Source organism: Streptococcus sp. 959 (genome assembly GCF_013277075.1).
Classification (GTDB): domain Bacteria; phylum Bacillota; class Bacilli; order Lactobacillales; family Streptococcaceae; genus Streptococcus; species Streptococcus pseudopneumoniae_C.
The window spans coordinates 22,211-39,179 of record NZ_VMMF01000020.1 but is presented as its reverse complement, the minus strand read 5'-3'; the positions used below and the strand labels follow the sequence as shown (position 1 = coordinate 39,179).

Here is a 16,969-nt window from a genome sequence, read left to right as displayed (position 1 = left end):
AAACATATACAAATTGAGGAGAAAAAAGATGACAAATTTTGACAAAATGGAACAGAACTTTGTAGCTCTTACAGAAGAAGAGTTGGTGAATGTAGATGGGGGAATTGCTTGGGAGGTAGTCTCTGTGGGTATTGCAATTGGTTGGGGGATTTACCAAGTTGGTGAAGCTGCTGGTAAAACGTTCTACTATATTACTCATCCGTAGTTTTTGATAAATATGAGCAAGAGAACATTTTGGATTATATTACTCGTTATTACAATTGTGGTGACTGCCGTTGGTTTAGGATTATCTGCATATAATTATTATGTTTTTGATAGACCTTTTTTAAATAGTACTACTAAAGGATTGTTGTCTGCGTTTGTTATGAGTGTATTGATGATTATTATTGGTGTATTAAAAGAAAACTAATTTTTATTATTAAAATGGAGGATAAATATGTCAAATTTACAAACTATTGAACAAAATTATACTACGTTAAGTGATATTGAATTGCAAGAAGTTGATGGTGGAGGAGTGTTACTTTTGGTTGGTGGTGGTATTTTGGCTGTCGGACTGTTAGCTTGGGGTGCGTATAATGGTTATCAGTCGGCATCACGAGGTGGATAAAAAATGGTAGAACGTTTTTTAGTAAAATAGGAGTCTTCTATGAAAACATTTTTATTAGGTTTTGCTGAAGGGTATTTTACCGTATCACTCATTATCTACATCGCAACGTATTTGATTTTGAAAAATCCGATCAATACCCTATTTTATCCAGAAATTTACCCTGTTTTATTTGGGATCTTTTATCTAGGATATAAGGTCAATAAAAAGCGAGTAGAGTAAACAGTTAAGAATGACTTATTAGTCTGCGCTGAAAATATCTAGGCTAGAATCTAAGGATGCATCACATTGGAGTTTAATATGAAATTTGTTAAATCAATACTGAAAGTTTGGCCTGAAATTATGGTATTACTTAGTTCGATGTTCTATATAATCATCAGATTAGTAGCTGACATAAATAAAGTATCTTTACCTACTTAGTTTGATAGTTTCAATATACCAACGATTGCATTATTTATGATGATATTCATTCTTTTATATAGAAGTAAAGAAAAAAAGAATAGATAAATTTGAAGCAGTAGACGCTCTATAGGGAATAGGTGTCTTATAGTAACGAATCACAAAAAGGAGTAACTATGAATCGTAATTTAGAACGGTGTTATCTATTCTGAACATGAATAGGTCATACCATAGATGGCTTAGAAATAGCAGGGACATTAGTAATTGAAGTAATAAATAGGATGTCGTAAAGGTTATTATCAATGATTTATTTGTCCCAAGCTTGCCTAGGGTGTCAGAAAAAAATCATTTTCCTTTCAATAGCATATTTTTAGTAGGTAGGACGTTTGTTCTGCCTATTTTTTTCTAAAAGTGCAGTTGAGGTGTTTATTTGGAGTTTTACATATATTTTTGATAAAATAGGTGTAGAAATTAGGAGAGTTGAAGAAAAGAAATGAAGAAGGTTTTAAAATATTTTTTAGTATTTGTTTTTCTATTTTTGATGAATATTTTCATCTTTAAGATACTAGCAACTCTGGGATTTCAGCTGACAATGAGTGAAAAGAGTTATATTGTACCACCGCTGTTTTCGATTATCGTTTTATATATGATTGACAAAAGAGTTAGGAAGAAAAAGGAATAAATATATATTTTAGGCAGGACATTTGTTCTGCCTATTTTTTTATCCTAAAAGTGCAGTTGGGAGGTAGATAGGCGCATTTGGGAAGGAAGTCCAGTTTTTGTTTGGTGTTTGGGGTAAGATAGTTGTTATCAGATGAGTTTAGGAAAAGGAGATGAATATGAAATTTGGGAAACGTCACTATCGTCCGCAGGTGGATCAGATGGACTGCGGTGTAGCCTCATTAGCCATGGTTTTTGGCTACTATGGTAGCTATTATTCTTTGGCTCACTTGCGAGAATTGGCTAAGACGACTATGGATGGGACTACGGCCTTGGGCTTGGTCAAGGTGGCAGAGGAGATTGGTTTTGAGACGCGAGCAATTAAGGCGGATATGACACTTTTTGACTTGCCAGATTTGACTTTTCCTTTTGTTGCTCATGTGCTTAAGGAAGGGAAATTGCTCCACTACTATGTGGTGACTGGGCAGGACAAGAACAGCATTTATATTGCCGACCCAGATCCTGGGGTGAAATTGACTAAACTGCCACGTGAGCGTTTTGCGGAAGAATGGACAGGAGTGACTCTGTTTATGGCACCTAGTCCAGACTACAAGCCTCATAAGGATCAAAAGAATGGTCTGCTCTCTTTTATCCCTATATTAGTGAAGCAGCGTGGCTTGATTGCCAATATCGTTTTGGCAACCCTCTTGGTAACCTTGATTAACATTGTGGGTTCTTATTATTTGCAGTCTATCATTGATACCTATGTGCCAGATCAGATGCGTTCGACGCTGGGGATTATTTCTATTGGGTTGGTTATCGTCTATATTCTCCAGCAGGTCTTGTCTTACGCTCAGGAGTACCTCTTGCTTGTTTTGGGGCAACGCTTGTCGATTGACGTAATTTTGTCCTATATCAAGCATGTTTTTCACCTACCTATGTCCTTTTTTGCGACACGTAGGACAGGGGAGATCGTGTCTCGTTTCACAGATGCTAACAGTATCATCGATGCGCTGGCTTCGACCATTCTTTCGATTTTCCTAGATGTGTCAACGGTTGTCATTATTTCCCTTGTTTTATTTTCACAAAATACCAATCTCTTTTTCATGACTTTATTGGCGTTGCCTATCTATACAGTGATTATCTTTGCCTTTATGAAGCCGTTTGAAAAGATGAATCGGGATACCATGGAAGCTAATGCGGTTCTGTCTTCCTCTATCATCGAGGATATCAACGGTATTGAGACTATTAAGTCCTTGACCAGTGAAAGTCAGCGTTACCAAAAGATTGACAAGGAATTTGTGGATTATCTGAAAAAATCCTTTACCTATAGTCGGGCAGAAAGTCAGCAAAAGGCTCTGAAAAAAGTTGCCCATCTCTTGCTCAATGTCGGCATTCTCTGGATGGGGGCTGTTCTGGTCATGGATGGTAAGATGAGTTTGGGGCAGTTGATTACCTATAATACCTTGCTTGTTTACTTTACCAATCCTTTGGAAAATATCATCAATCTGCAAACCAAGCTTCAGACAGCGCAGGTTGCCAATAACCGTCTTAACGAGGTCTATCTGGTAGCTTCTGAGTTTGAGGAGAAGAAAACAGTTGAGGATCTGAGCTTGATGAAGGGAGATATGACCTTCAAGCAGGTTTCCTACAAGTATGGCTATGGTCGAGACGTTTTGTCGGATATCAATTTGACGATTTCCCAAGGTTCTAAAGTAGCGTTTGTGGGGATTTCAGGGTCAGGTAAGACTACTTTGGCTAAGATGATGGTTAATTTTTACGACCCAAGTCAGGGAGAGATTAGTCTGGGTGGTGTCAATCTCAATCAGATTGATAAAAAGGCTCTGCGTCAGTATATCAACTATCTGCCTCAACAACCTTATGTCTTTAACGGAACGATTTTGGAGAATCTTCTTTTGGGAGCCAAGGAGGGGACGACTCAGGAGGACATCTTGCGGGCGGTAGAGTTGGCAGAGATTCGGGAGGACATTGAGCGCATGCCACTGAATTACCAGACAGAATTGACTTCGGATGGGGCAGGAATCTCAGGTGGTCAACGTCAGAGAATTGCTCTGGCGCGTGCTCTCTTGACAGATGCGCCTGTCTTGATTTTGGATGAGGCGACCAGCAGTTTGGATATTTTGACAGAGAAGCGAATTGTAGATAATCTCATGGCTTTAGACAAGACCTTGATTTTCATCGCCCACCGTTTGACCATTGCTGAGCGGACAGAGAAAGTTGTTGTCTTGGATCAGGGCAAGATTGTTGAAGAAGGATATCATGTTGATTTGCTTGCACAGGGTGGATTTTACGCCCATTTGGTCAATAGCTAGAAAGAGGAGAGGATGAAACCAGAATTTTTAGAAAGTGCGGAGTTTTATAACCGTCGTTACCATAATTTTTCCAGTCGGGTGATTGTCCCCATGTCGCTTCTGCTCGTGTTTTTACTTGGCTTTGCAACTCTTGCAGAGAAGGAGATGAGTTTGTCTACTAGAGCGACTGTCGAACCTAGTCGTATCCTTGCAAATATCCAGTCAACTAGCAATAATCGTATTCTTGTCAATCATTTGGAAGAAAATAAGCTGGTTAAGAAGGGGGATCTTCTGGTTCAATACCAGAAAGGGGCAGAGGGTGTCCAAGAGGAGGCCTATGCTAGTCAGTTGGACATGCTCAAGGATCAAAAAAAGCAATTGGAGTATTTGCAAAAAAGTCTGCAAGAAGGGGAGAACCACTTTCCAGAGGAGGATAAGTTTGGCTACCAAGCCACCTTTCGTGACTACATCAGTCAAGCAGGCAGTCTTAGGGCTAGTACATCGCAACAAAACGAGACCATCGCGTCCCAGAATGAAGCAGCTAGCCAAACTCAAGCCGAAATCGGCAATCTCATCAGTCAAACAGAGGCTAAAATTCGCGATTACCAGACAGCTAAGTCAGCTATTGAAACAGGTGCTTCCTTGGCCAGTCAGAATCTAGCCTACTCTCTTTACCAGTCCTATAAGTCTCAGGGGGAGGAAAATCCGCAAGTTAAGGCTCAGGCTGTTGCGCAGGTTGAAGCGCAGCTTTCTCAGTTAGAATCCAGTCTTGCTACTTATCGTGTCCAGTATGCAGGTTCAGGTACCCAGCAAGCCTATGCGTCTGGTTTAAGCAGTCAATTGGAATCTCTTAAATCACAACACTTGGCTAAGGTTGGTCAGGAATTGACCCTTCTAGACCAGAAAATCTTGGAGGTGGAATCAGGTAAGAAGGTTCAAGGCAATCTTTTAGACAAGGGGAAAATTATGGCGAGTGAGGATGGGGTGCTTCACCTTAATCCTGAGACCATTGATTCTACCATGGTAGCAGAAGGTGCCCTACTAGCCCAACTCTATCCGTCCTTGGAAAAAGAAGGGAAAGCCAAACTTACAGCCTATCTTAGTTCAAAAGATGTAGCAAGAGTCAAGGTCGGTGATTCTATTCGCTATACTACGACTCATGATGCCAAGAATCAAATTTTCCTAGATTCTACTATTACAAGTATTGATGCGACAGCTACTAAGACTGAGAAAGGGAATTTCTTTAAAATCGAGGCGGAGACTAATCTGACTGCTGAGCAGGCAGAAAAACTTCGGTATGGGGTGGAAGGTCGTCTACAGATGATTACAGGCAAGAAAAGTTATCTACGTTATTATTTGGATCAATTTTTGAACAAAGAATAATGTTCGTGTTTTTTTAGAGATAAATGATTTTAAAACTGTGGGAAAGATTCTTCTTGCAGTTTTTTCTTTACGATTTTTGAAACTCATCTTATTTTCGTTCGTTTAAATTCTTGTATTTTTTGGTTTTTTATGGTAGAATGTGCTCAAGTAATACGAAAGGCGAACTTTACAATGTCAAAACAATTGATCTATTCGGGAAAAGCTAAAAATATCTATACAACTGAGGATGAAAATCTTATTATTTCAACTTACAAGGATCAGGCGACTGCTTTCAACGGCGTCAAGAAGGAGCAGATTGCGGGTAAAGGAGTGTTGAATAATCAGATTTCATCTTTTATTTTTGAGAAATTAAATGCGGCTGGTGTGGCGACTCACTTTGTGGAGAAACTTTCAGACACGGAACAACTCAATAAAAAAGTTGAGATTATTCCTTTGGAAGTCGTGCTTCGCAACTACACGGCTGGTTCTTTTTCAAAACGTTTTGGCGTAGATGAAGGTATCGTCTTGGATACTCCGATTGTCGAATTTTACTACAAAAATGATGATTTGGATGATCCATTTATCAATGACGAACATGTGAAATTCCTACAGATTGCGGATGACCAGCAGATTGCCTACTTGAAGGAAGAAACGCGTCGTATCAATGAAATCTTGAAAGTCTGGTTTGCTGAGATTGGTCTCAAATTGATTGACTTTAAGCTAGAGTTCGGTTTTGACAAGGATGGTAAGATTATCTTGGCAGATGAATTTTCACCAGATAACTGCCGTTTGTGGGATGCGGATGGCAACCACATGGATAAGGATGTTTTCCGTAGAGGATTGGGAGAACTGACAGATGTTTATGAGATTGTCTGGGAAAAGTTGCAGGAATTGAAATAACAATCTCAAGGCTATTTGGGAACATTGCAAGAGCTGAAATAAAGGAATAAGAATTGATGGATAAACGTATTTTTGTTGAAAAAAAGGCTGATTTTCAGGTCAAGTCAGAGAGTTTGGTTAGAGAACTCCAGCATAACTTGGGGCTTTCAAGCTTAAAAAGTATTCGCATTGTGCAAGTTTATGATGTCTTTGATTTGGCTGAGGACTTGTTTGCGCCTGCAGAGAAACACATCTTCTCTGAGCAGGTGACAGATCATGTCTTGGATGAAGCGACTGTGCAGGCAGACCTTGCCAATTATGCATTCTTTGCCATTGAAAGTTTGCCAGGGCAATTTGACCAGCGTGCAGCTTCTTCACAGGAAGCCTTGCTTTTGCTGGGAAGTTCGAGTGATGTGACGGTTAATACCGCTCAACTTTACTTGGTCAATAAAGATATTGATGTGACTGAGTTGGAAGCGATCAAGAACTACCTGCTCAATCCAGTTGATTCTCGTTTCAAGGATATCATGACTGGGATTGCCAAGCAGGAATTTTCAGAGTCGGACAAGACCATTCCGAAATTGACTTTCTTTGAAAGCTATACAGCAGAAGACTTTGCCCGCTACAAGGCCGAACAAGGGATGGCAATGGAAGTGGATGATTTGCTCTTTATCCAAGATTACTTTAAGTCAATAGGGCGCGTGCCGACGGAAACAGAGCTCAAGGTTTTGGATACTTACTGGTCTGACCACTGCCGTCACACGACTTTCGAGACAGAGTTGAAACACATCGACTTTTCAGCTTCCAAATTCCAAAAACAATTACAGGCGACTTATGACAAGTATATTGCCATGCGTGAGGAACTAGGTCGGTCTGAAAAGCCACAAACCCTGATGGATATGGCGACTATTTTTGGTCGTTATGAGCGTGCTAATGGTCGTTTGGACGATATGGAAGTGTCAGACGAAATCAATGCTTGCTCAGTAGAAATCGAAGTGGATGTTGATGGTGTGAAAGAGCCATGGCTCCTAATGTTCAAGAATGAAACTCACAACCACCCAACGGAAATTGAGCCATTTGGTGGAGCGGCTACTTGTATAGGTGGTGCTATTCGTGACCCATTGTCAGGTCGCTCATATGTTTATCAAGCTATGCGTATCTCAGGTGCTGGAGATATTACCGCACCGATTTCGGAAACGCGTGCTGGGAAACTGCCACAACAGGTCATTTCTAAGACAGCGGCTCATGGTTATTCTTCGTATGGGAACCAGATTGGTCTGGCGACGACCTACGTTCGTGAATACTTCCACCCAGGTTTTGTAGCTAAACGTATGGAGCTAGGTGCAGTTGTTGGTGCGGCTCCCAAGGGCAATGTTGTCCGTGAAAAACCGGAAGCTGGTGATGTGATTATCTTGCTCGGTGGTAAGACTGGACGTGACGGTGTCGGTGGTGCGACAGGTTCTTCTAAAGTTCAAACGGTTGAGTCTGTGGAAACAGCTGGTGCTGAGGTTCAAAAAGGAAATGCCATCGAAGAACGCAAGATTCAACGACTTTTCCGTAATGGCGATGTCACTCGTCTCATCAAGAAGTCCAATGACTTTGGAGCAGGCGGTGTCTGTGTAGCCATCGGTGAATTGGCAGACGGTCTAGAAATCGACCTTAACAAGGTGCCTCTTAAATATCAAGGCTTGAATGGTACAGAAATTGCTATCTCTGAATCACAAGAACGGATGGCGGTTGTGGTGAGTCCTGAAGACGTAGATGCCTTTGTTGCAGAATGTAATAAAGAAAATATTGACGCGGTTGTGGTTGCGAAAGTGACTGAGAAACCAAATCTAGTCATGCACTGGAATGGTGAAACGATTGTCGACTTGGAACGTCGTTTCCTTGATACAAACGGTGTGCGCGTAGTCGTTGATGCCAAGGTTGTGGACAAGGATGTCAAACTTCCAGAAGAACGCACAACAAGCGCTGACACACTTGAAGCTGATACCCTTGCGGTTCTGTCTGATCTCAACCATGCGAGTCAAAAAGGCTTGCAGACCATCTTTGATAGCTCAGTTGGTCGTTCAACAGTCAATCACCCACTCGGTGGTCGTTACCAAATCACACCAACGGAAGCTTCTGTACAGAAATTGCCAGTCCAACATGGTGTAACGCATACGGCTTCAGTTATGGCGCAAGGATTCAACCCTTACGTAGCAGAATGGTCTCCATACCATGGTGCTGCTTATGCGGTTATCGAAGCAAGCGCTCGTTTGGTTGCTGCTGGTGCAAACTGGTCTAAGGCTCGTTTCTCTTATCAAGAGTATTTCGAGCGCATGGATAAACAAGCAGAGCGTTTCGGTCAGCCAGTAGCCGCCCTTCTAGGCTCTATCGAAGCACAAATCCAACTTGGTTTGCCATCAATCGGTGGTAAGGACTCCATGTCTGGTACCTTTGAAGAATTGACCGTACCGCCAACCTTGGTAGCCTTTGGGGTGACGACGGCAGATAGCCGTAAGGTCCTCTCTCCAGAGTTCAAAACTGCTGGTGAAAACATTTACTACATCCCAGGTCAAGCTCTTGCTGCAGAGATTGATTTTGACTTGATTAAGTCTAACTTTGCTCAATTTGAAGCTATACAAGCTGAACACAAAGTAACATCTGCATCAGCTGTCAAATATGGTGGTGTGGTTGAAAGTTTGGCTCTTGCTACTTTTGGGAACCATATTGGTGTAGAGGTGATCTTGTCTGAACTTGAAAGTTCTTTGACAGCTCAATTAGGCGGATTTGTCTTCACATCTCCTGAAGAAATCGCCGGAGTGGAGAAGATTGGACAAACAAGCGCAGGCTTTACACTCGTTGTCAACGGTGTGAAGCTAGATGGACACAAACTTGACAGTGCTTTCCAAGGGAAACTGGAAGAAGTTTACCCTACTGAATTTGCCCAAGCCAAAGAATTGGTTGAAGTACCAGCTGTGGCATCAGATGTTGTGATTAAAGCCAAAGAAAAAGTTGAAAAACCTGTGGTCTATATCCCAGTCTTCCCAGGAACCAACTCAGAATATGACTCAGCTAAGGCCTTTGAGAAAGAAGGTGCAGAGGTTAACTTGGTGCCATTCGTGACCTTGAATGAAGAAGCCATTGTCAAGTCAGTTGAAACCATGGTTGACAATATCGACAAGGCCGACATTCTCTTCTTTGCAGGTGGCTTCTCAGCTGCGGACGAGCCAGATGGATCAGCTAAGTTTATTGTCAATATCCTTCTTAATGAAAAAGTGCGTGCAGCCATTGATAGCTTTATCGCTCGTGGTGGCTTGATTATCGGTATCTGTAATGGATTCCAGGCCTTGGTCAAATCAGGTCTTCTTCCATACGGAAACTTCGAGGATGCCAGCAGTACGAGCCCAACCCTCTTCTACAATGATGCCAACCAACACGTGGCCAAGATGGTAGAAACTCGGATTGCCAATACCAACTCACCATGGTTAGCTGGAGTGCAAGTGGGCGATATCCACGCTATTCCTGTTTCGCACGGTGAAGGGAAATTTGTTGTGACGGCTGAGGAATTTGCGGAACTCCGTGACAATGGACAAATTTTCAGCCAATACGTTGACTTTGACGGCAAACCAAGCATGGATTCTAAGTACAATCCGAATGGTTCTGTCCATGCCATCGAAGGAATTACCAGCAAGAACGGCCAAATCATCGGTAAAATGGGACACTCAGAACGTTATGAAGACGGTCTTTTCCAAAACATCCCAGGAAATAAAGACCAACACCTGTTTGCGTCAGCGGTGCGTTATTTCACAGGGAAATAAAAGGTATAAAAAATGACATACGAAGTAAAATCTCTTAATGAAGAATGTGGTGTTTTCGGTATCTGGGGGCATCCAGATGCTGCTAAATTGACCTATTTTGGTCTCCATAGTCTTCAGCACCGTGGTCAGGAGGGGGCAGGAATCCTCTCCAATGATCAGGGACAATTGAAGCGCCATCGTGACATGGGACTTTTATCAGAAGTCTTCAGAAATCCTGCTAATTTGGATAAATTGACAGGAACTGGTGCGATTGGGCATGTTCGTTACGCGACTGCTGGCGAAGCTTCTGTAGATAACATCCAGCCCTTCCTCTTCCGTTTTCACGATATGCAGTTTGGCTTGGCTCATAATGGAAATCTGACCAATGCAGCCTCTCTCAAGAAAGAATTGGAAGATAGAGGAGCGATTTTCAGTGCGACTTCAGACTCGGAAATCTTGGCTCACCTCATTCGTCGAAGTCATAATCCGAACTTGATGGGTAAAATCAAGGAGGCGCTCAGTCTAGTTAAAGGCGGTTTTGCCTATATCCTGTTGTTTGAGGATAAGTTGATTGCGGCTCTTGACCCAAATGGTTTTCGTCCTCTTTCAATCGGGAAAATGGCCAACGGAGCGGTGGTGGTTTCCTCTGAAACCTGTGCTTTTGAGGTCATTGGTGCTGAATGGATTCGTGATTTGAAGCCAGGTGAGATTGTGATAATTGATGACAAGTGCATCCAGTATGATAGCTATACGGATGATACTCAGCTGGCTATTTGCTCTATGGAGTATATCTACTTTGCTCGCCCTGATTCTAACATTCATGGTGTCAATGTCCATACGGCACGTAAACGTATGGGTGCCCAATTGGCGCGTGAATTCAAGCATGAAGCGGATATCGTAGTTGGTGTGCCCAATTCCTCCCTCAGCGCAGCCATGGGATTTGCAGAAGAATCTGGGCTGCCAAACGAAATGGGTCTGATCAAGAATCAATACACGCAACGCACCTTTATCCAACCGACTCAAGAATTGCGGGAGCAAGGGGTGCGGATGAAACTCTCAGCTGTTTCGGGTGTTGTCAAAGGCAAGCGTGTTGTTATGATTGATGACTCTATTGTACGTGGAACAACCTCTCGTCGTATCGTTCAGCTTTTGAAAGAAGCAGGTGCGACTGAGGTTCACGTTGCTATCGGTAGTCCAGCGCTAGCTTATCCATGTTTCTACGGGATTGATATTCAGACCCGTCAGGAGCTGATTGCGGCTAATCATACGGTCGAAGAAACGCGCCAAATCATTGGTGCGGACAGTCTGACTTACCTCTCTGTTGAAGGTTTGATTGATTCGATTGGGATTGAAACAGATGCGCCAAATGGTGGTCTCTGTGTTGCTTATTTTGACGGTGACTACCCGACACCTCTCTATGACTACGAAGAAGACTATCGTCGAAGTTTGGAAGAAAAGACAAGTTTTTACAAATAGATGACAGATCTTCCGTTAAAGAAAAGGAATATAAAAATGACAAATAAGAATGCTTATGCTTCACGTCTCACTACTGACTAAAAGCTAAAGCATTTGTCAGTAGACGCTTTGTCCTATAGGATCAAAGCTAGAGCCCTGACTAGTATTTTTAGATAAAATAATTGTTTATCTAAAAATACATCGCAATCTTTTCAAAGAAAAGGAAAAATAAAATGGCAAATAAAAATGCTTATGCCCAGTCGGGTGTGGATGTTGAAGCGGGTTATGAAGTTGTTGAACGAATCAAAAAGCACGTGACTCGTACGGAGCGTGCAGGTGTCATGGGAGCTCTTGGTGGCTTTGGTGGTATGTTTGACCTTTCAAAGACTGGGGTTAAAGAACCTGTCTTGATTTCAGGAACTGATGGTGTCGGAACCAAACTCATGTTGGCTATCAAATACGACAAGCACGATACCATTGGTCAAGACTGTGTGGCCATGTGTGTTAATGACATCATCGCTGCAGGTGCAGAGCCCCTCTATTTCCTCGACTATGTGGCGACAGGGAAGAATGAACCAGCTAAGCTAGAACAAGTTGTCGCTGGTGTGGCAGAAGGATGTGTGCAGGCAGGTGCTGCCCTCATCGGTGGGGAAACGGCTGAAATGCCTGGCATGTACGGCGAAGATGACTATGACTTGGCTGGTTTTGCGGTCGGTGTGGCTGAAAAATCTCAAATCATTGACGGTTCAAAGGTGGCAGAAGGAGATGTTCTTCTCGGACTTGCTTCAAGTGGGATTCATTCCAATGGTTACTCACTCGTCCGTCGTGTCTTTGCGGATTACACAGGTGAGGAAATCTGGCCAGAATTGGAAGGCAAGCAACTCAAGGAAGTTCTTCTTGAGCCGACTCGTATCTATGTTAAGGCTGTCTTGCCACTCATCAAGGAAGAGTTGGTCAACGGCATTGCACACATCACTGGTGGAGGCTTTATCGAAAATGTCCCTCGTATGTTTGCAGATGACCTGGCTGCAGAGATTGAGGAAAGCAAGGTTCCAGTGCTTCCTATTTTCAAAGCTCTTGAGAAATACGGTGAAATCAAACATGAAGACATGTTTGAAATCTTCAATATGGGCGTAGGGCTCATACTGGCAGTTAGCCCTGAAAATGTAACTCGTATCAAGGAATTGTTGGATGAACCAGTCTATGAAATCGGTCGTATTGTGAAGAAAGATGGCGCAAGTGTGGTGATAAAATAATGGCTAAAAAAATTGCTGTTTTTGCTTCTGGAAATGGTTCAAACTTTCAGGTGATTGCGGAACAATTTCCAGTAAAATTTGTCTTTTCAGATCACCGGGATGCCTATGTACTTGAGCGTGCAGAAAAGCTTGGGGTTTTATCTTATGCCTTCGAACTCAAAGAGTTTGAGAACAAGGCAGACTATGAAGGTGCCATCGTCGAACTCTTGGATGAACACCAGATTGACTTGGTTTGTCTGGCAGGCTATATGAAAATCGTCGGCCCCACCTTACTAGCAGCTTATGAAGGTCGGATTATCAACATTCATCCAGCCTATCTGCCAGAATTTCCAGGAGCTCATGGGATTGAGGACGCTTGGAATGCTGGTGTTGCAGAGAGTGGCGTGACCATTCACTGGGTGGATTCCGGAGTGGATACAGGCAAGGTCATCAAACAAGTTCGTGTGCCACGCTTAGCCGATGATACGATTGAAAGTTTTGAAGCTCGCATTCATGAGGCAGAGTACAAGTTGTATCCAGAGGTGCTGGATAGTTTGGGAGTGGAGAGGAAGTAAATTTTGAATAATAAAGCTGTTAAGACTTTACTAGATAAAGTTAAAGAATTTGAAGAATTTTTTAATGAGTATGAAAAACAATTTTACCCTAAAGTAATAAAAATTAGAAATAAATTTCTAATTAGCTTGATTGTATTTATTACTCTAATGTTAATAAGTTATGTACTTTGGTTGAGGGATTTTGGTGATTTATGTGTTAAAATAGCTTTTCTTATTTTTACTGTCTTTTCTTTGGGATACTTTATTTATCTCAGTCGAAAATTTGATAAAGTTTCAGACGGAAAACCTAATAAATTTGAAGAGATATGTCGAGAAGTAAAATGTAATTTAATTCATATATATGGAAGTAAAGCTAGTTATGCTGTAAAATTATTAATTGTTGATTTGACAGAGAAACGTGACAATCAGATTAAGATATATGAAAGTTTAGTAAAGTCTGTAGGTACAGTTGGTATGATTTTGGTAACGGCTTTTATCACTTTAGTTGTAAAACAATTTTTTGAGACGGGCGAAAATAGCATATCATTAAACGTATTTATCGGATTAATTCTATTAGTATTTATTATCGTTTTTTTGATTACAGTTGCGGATACTTTTATTAGAAATATTATTAAGTATCCTTTATTTGGAAAGGCTTCGAAAGAAGTGTATTTAACGGACATTTTATACGAAGTAAAGTATATGATATTAGAAAAAGAAAGATAACTAAAATGACTAAACGAGCACTTATTTCAGTCTCAGATAAAGCGGGCATTGTTGAATTTGCCCAAGAACTTAAAAAACTTGGTTGGGAGATTATCTCGACGGGTGGGACCAAGGTTGTCCTTGACAATACTGGGGTGGAGACCATTGCGATCGATGATGTGACGGGCTTCCCAGAGATGATGGATGGTCGTGTTAAGACCCTTCATCCAAATATCCACGGTGGGCTCCTCGCTCGTCGTGACTTGGATAGTCACCTGGAAGCGGCCAAAGACAATCAAATCGAGCTCATCGACCTTGTAGTGGTCAACCTTTACCCATTTAAGGAAACCATCCTCAAACCAGACGTGACTTACGCTGATGCAGTTGAAAACATTGACATCGGTGGGCCATCTATGCTTCGTTCAGCAGCAAAAAATCATGCCAGCGTGACGGTTGTGGTAGACCCTGCCGACTATACAGTGGTTTTGGACGAATTGGCATCAAACGGCGAAACCTCTTATGAAACTCGCCAACGTTTGGCAGCCAAAGTATTTCGTCACACAGCGGCTTATGATGCCTTGATTGCAGAATACTTCACAGCTCAAGTGGGTGAAAGCAAGCCTGAAAAGTTGACCTTGACTTATGACCTCAAGCAAGCCATGCGTTACGGTGAGAACCCTCAACAAGACGCGGACTTCTACCAAAAAGCATTGCCGACTGATTACTCCATTGCTTCAGCTAAACAGCTTAACGGTAAGGAATTGTCATTCAACAATATTCGTGACGCTGATGCTGCTATCCGTATCATCCGTGACTTCAAAGACCGTCCAACCGTTGTGGCTCTCAAACACATGAATCCATGCGGTATCGGTCAGGCTGATGACATTGAGACTGCTTGGGACTACGCTTATGAGTCTGATCCAGTGTCTATCTTTGGTGGAATTGTCGTTCTTAACCGTAAGGTGGATGCTGCGACAGCTGAGAAGATGCATGGTGTTTTCCTCGAAATCATCATTGCACCAAGCTATACGGATGAGGCGCTAGCTATTTTGACCAATAAAAAGAAAAACTTGCGTATCCTTGCCTTGCCATTTGACGCTCAAGAAGCGAGTGAAGTGGAAGCTGAATATACTGGTGTGGTCGGTGGACTTCTCGTGCAAAATCAAGATGTGGTGAAAGAAAGCTCAGCTGACTGGCAAGTGGTGACCAAACGCCAGCCAACTGAGACAGAAGCGACTGCTCTTGAGTTTGCTTGGAAAGCCATCAAGTATGTCAAATCCAACGGTATCATCGTGACCAACGATCACATGACACTTGGTGTTGGCCCTGGTCAAACTAACCGTGTTGCTTCAGTCCGTATCGCCATTGACCAAGCTAAAGACCGTCTTGACGGCGCTGTTCTTGCTTCAGATGCCTTCTTCCCATTTGCGGATAACGTGGAAGAAATCGCCAAAGCAGGTATTAAGGCCATCATCCAACCGGGTGGATCAGTCCGTGACCAAGAGTCAATTGAAGCTGCTGATAAATACGGCTTGACTATGGTCTTCACAGGCGTTAGACATTTTAGACATTAAGAAAACGAAAGGGAAGAAAACAGTTTCTTTCCTTTTTTGCTTAAAAAAGCTTAACGAAACAAGATTAAAACGAACGTTTATGATATAATATTAGTAAATAATTCGCAAAAGAGGTTGAGAGATGAAACTGTTAGTTGTTGGCTCAGGTGGTCGTGAGCACGCGATTGCCAAAAAGTTGTTGGAGTCTAAGGACGTTGAGCAAGTTTTCGTGGCGCCTGGTAATGATGGGATGACCTTAGATGGACTAGATTTGGTAAAAATCTCTATTTCCGAACATTCTAAGCTAATTGATTTCGCAAAAGCCAACGATATCGATTGGACCTTTATTGGCCCAGATGATGCCCTTGCGGCAGGTATTGTTGATGATTTCAATGCAGCAGGACTCAAAGCCTTTGGTCCTACAAAGGCTGCGGCTGAGCTGGAGTGGTCCAAGGATTTTGCCAAGGAAATCATGGTCAAATACAACGTTCCGACAGCAGCCTATGGCACATTTTCAGATTTCGAGGAAGCCAAGGTCTACATCGAGGAGAAAGGCGCTCCAATCGTCGTCAAGGCGGATGGCTTGGCCCTTGGGAAAGGTGTCGTTGTTGCGGAGACAGTAGAGCAAGCCGTTGAAGCTGCTCATGAGATGCTTTTGGATAATAAATTCGGTGATTCAGGTGCGCGTGTGGTCATCGAGGAATTCCTTGACGGGGAAGAGTTCTCTCTCTTTACCTTTGTCAATGGGGATAAGTTCTACATCATGCCAACAGCTCAGGACCACAAACGTGCTTATGATGGCGACAAGGGTCCTAACACTGGTGGGATGGGTACCTATGCGCCAGTTCCTCACTTGCCACAGAGTGTAGTTGATACGGCAGTGGAGACTATTGTCAAGCCAGTCCTTGAAGGGATGATTAAAGAAGGTCGCCCTTATCTTGGTGTCCTTTACGCGGGTCTTATCTTGACAGCTGATGGACCGAAAGTCATCGAGTTCAATGCTCGTTTCGGAGATCCAGAAACTCAGATTATCTTGCCTCGTTTAACATCTGATTTTGCACAAAATATTACGGATATCCTCGATGGCAAGGAGCCAAACATCACATGGACGGACAAGGGTGTGACTCTGGGTGTAGTTGTCGCATCCAATGGGTACCCGCTAGATTATGAAAAAGGTGTCAAGTTGCCAGCTAAAACCGATGGCGACATCATCACCTACTATGCAGGGGCTAAGTTTTCGGAAAATAGCAGAGCACTGCTATCCAACGGTGGCCGTGTCTATATGCTCGTAACCACAGCAGATACCGTCAAAGAAGCCCAAGAAACCATCTACCAAGAACTCGCCCAACAAAAAACAGAAGGCCTCTTTTACCGAACAGATATCGGAAGCAAGGCAATTAAATAAAGATATAAGAAAAGGCGACGCAGTCGCCAAACCCGATAATGGTCGCCGTGGTGAAAAGACCAGA

15 protein-coding genes are annotated in these 16,969 nt (G+C 42.6%); all 15 read left to right on the top strand.

Features of this window, described 5'->3' with window-relative positions; genetic code table 11:
* Positions 1-28: 28 nt before the first annotated feature.
* The 15 genes from HT717_RS07425 to purD all read left to right on the top strand — a co-directional run bounded on the left by HT717_RS07425 (position 29) and on the right by purD (position 16,905).
* Positions 29-205 carry a class IIb bacteriocin, lactobin A/cerein 7B family gene (locus HT717_RS07425; protein ID WP_049539060.1) on the top strand — a complete coding sequence of 59 codons (177 nt, stop codon included), beginning with the start codon at positions 29-31 and terminating at the stop codon, positions 203-205.
* A gap of 12 nt (positions 206-217) precedes the next feature.
* On the top strand, positions 218-409 hold the full coding sequence (locus HT717_RS09955; protein WP_080982852.1) for a bacteriocin immunity protein: 192 nt from the start codon (positions 218-220) through the stop codon (positions 407-409).
* A 27-nt stretch (positions 410-436) separates the two neighbouring features.
* Positions 437-607 (top strand): H354_08695 family bacteriocin-like peptide, encoded by a 171-nt coding sequence (locus tag HT717_RS07415; RefSeq protein WP_000067699.1) that lies wholly within the window; start codon positions 437-439, stop codon positions 605-607.
* 39 nt (positions 608-646) lie between these two features.
* Entirely contained in the window at positions 647-826 is a 180-nt protein-coding gene (locus HT717_RS07410) for a hypothetical protein (protein WP_173304884.1), read from the top strand.
* Between the two features lie 670 nt (positions 827-1,496).
* Positions 1,497-1,685, top strand: a complete 189-nt coding sequence (locus HT717_RS09945; protein WP_240149511.1) for a hypothetical protein — start codon at positions 1,497-1,499, stop codon at positions 1,683-1,685.
* Between the two features lie 157 nt (positions 1,686-1,842).
* On the top strand, positions 1,843-3,996 hold the full coding sequence (comA, locus tag HT717_RS07405; protein ID WP_173304882.1) for a peptide cleavage/export ABC transporter ComA: 2,154 nt from the start codon (positions 1,843-1,845) through the stop codon (positions 3,994-3,996).
* Between the two features lie 12 nt (positions 3,997-4,008).
* The gene (comB, locus tag HT717_RS07400; protein ID WP_173304880.1) at positions 4,009-5,358 is read left to right on the top strand and encodes a competence pheromone export protein ComB; all 1,350 of its coding nucleotides are present in this window, start codon (positions 4,009-4,011) and stop codon (positions 5,356-5,358) included.
* A 171-nt stretch (positions 5,359-5,529) separates the two neighbouring features.
* Positions 5,530-6,237: a phosphoribosylaminoimidazolesuccinocarboxamide synthase gene (gene purC, locus HT717_RS07395; protein WP_049539052.1), complete on the top strand. Its 708-nt coding sequence runs from the start codon at positions 5,530-5,532 to the stop codon at positions 6,235-6,237.
* 56 nt (positions 6,238-6,293) lie between these two features.
* Positions 6,294-10,019, top strand: a complete 3,726-nt coding sequence (locus HT717_RS07390; RefSeq protein WP_173304878.1) for a phosphoribosylformylglycinamidine synthase — start codon at positions 6,294-6,296, stop codon at positions 10,017-10,019.
* 12 nt (positions 10,020-10,031) lie between these two features.
* The gene (purF, locus tag HT717_RS07385) at positions 10,032-11,474 is read left to right on the top strand and encodes an amidophosphoribosyltransferase (protein ID WP_049539049.1); all 1,443 of its coding nucleotides are present in this window, start codon (positions 10,032-10,034) and stop codon (positions 11,472-11,474) included.
* 212 nt (positions 11,475-11,686) lie between these two features.
* Positions 11,687-12,709 (top strand): phosphoribosylformylglycinamidine cyclo-ligase, encoded by a 1,023-nt coding sequence (gene purM / locus HT717_RS07380; RefSeq protein WP_049539047.1) that lies wholly within the window; start codon positions 11,687-11,689, stop codon positions 12,707-12,709.
* Positions 12,709-13,263 carry a phosphoribosylglycinamide formyltransferase gene (purN, locus tag HT717_RS07375; RefSeq protein WP_049539045.1) on the top strand — a complete coding sequence of 185 codons (555 nt, stop codon included), beginning with the start codon at positions 12,709-12,711 and terminating at the stop codon, positions 13,261-13,263. The genes purM and purN overlap by 1 nt, the downstream gene beginning before the upstream one ends.
* A 3-nt stretch (positions 13,264-13,266) precedes the next feature.
* On the top strand, positions 13,267-13,968 hold the full coding sequence (locus HT717_RS07370) for a hypothetical protein (protein WP_049539043.1): 702 nt from the start codon (positions 13,267-13,269) through the stop codon (positions 13,966-13,968).
* Positions 13,969-13,973: 5 nt separating this feature from the next.
* Positions 13,974-15,521, top strand: a complete 1,548-nt coding sequence (gene purH, locus HT717_RS07365; protein ID WP_049539041.1) for a bifunctional phosphoribosylaminoimidazolecarboxamide formyltransferase/IMP cyclohydrolase — start codon at positions 13,974-13,976, stop codon at positions 15,519-15,521.
* A gap of 121 nt (positions 15,522-15,642) precedes the next feature.
* Positions 15,643-16,905 carry a phosphoribosylamine--glycine ligase gene (purD, locus tag HT717_RS07360; protein WP_173304876.1) on the top strand — a complete coding sequence of 421 codons (1,263 nt, stop codon included), beginning with the start codon at positions 15,643-15,645 and terminating at the stop codon, positions 16,903-16,905.
* Positions 16,906-16,969: the final 64 nt, after the last annotated feature.

Coding starts and splice junctions, on each gene's coding strand:
- HT717_RS07415 (WP_000067699.1), top strand. CDS start 437: ATGTCAAATTTACAAACTATTGAACAAAATTATACTACGTTAAGTGAT.
- HT717_RS07425 (WP_049539060.1), top strand. CDS start 29: ATGACAAATTTTGACAAAATGGAACAGAACTTTGTAGCTCTTACAGAA.
- comA (WP_173304882.1), top strand. CDS start 1,843: ATGAAATTTGGGAAACGTCACTATCGTCCGCAGGTGGATCAGATGGAC.
- comB (WP_173304880.1), top strand. CDS start 4,009: ATGAAACCAGAATTTTTAGAAAGTGCGGAGTTTTATAACCGTCGTTAC.
- purD (WP_173304876.1), top strand. CDS start 15,643: ATGAAACTGTTAGTTGTTGGCTCAGGTGGTCGTGAGCACGCGATTGCC.
- purF (WP_049539049.1), top strand. CDS start 10,032: ATGACATACGAAGTAAAATCTCTTAATGAAGAATGTGGTGTTTTCGGT.
- HT717_RS09945 (WP_240149511.1), top strand. CDS start 1,497: ATGAAGAAGGTTTTAAAATATTTTTTAGTATTTGTTTTTCTATTTTTG.
- purH (WP_049539041.1), top strand. CDS start 13,974: ATGACTAAACGAGCACTTATTTCAGTCTCAGATAAAGCGGGCATTGTT.
- purC (WP_049539052.1), top strand. CDS start 5,530: ATGTCAAAACAATTGATCTATTCGGGAAAAGCTAAAAATATCTATACA.
- HT717_RS09955 (WP_080982852.1), top strand. CDS start 218: ATGAGCAAGAGAACATTTTGGATTATATTACTCGTTATTACAATTGTG.
- purN (WP_049539045.1), top strand. CDS start 12,709: ATGGCTAAAAAAATTGCTGTTTTTGCTTCTGGAAATGGTTCAAACTTT.
- HT717_RS07390 (WP_173304878.1), top strand. CDS start 6,294: ATGGATAAACGTATTTTTGTTGAAAAAAAGGCTGATTTTCAGGTCAAG.
- HT717_RS07410 (WP_173304884.1), top strand. CDS start 647: ATGAAAACATTTTTATTAGGTTTTGCTGAAGGGTATTTTACCGTATCA.
- purM (WP_049539047.1), top strand. CDS start 11,687: ATGGCAAATAAAAATGCTTATGCCCAGTCGGGTGTGGATGTTGAAGCG.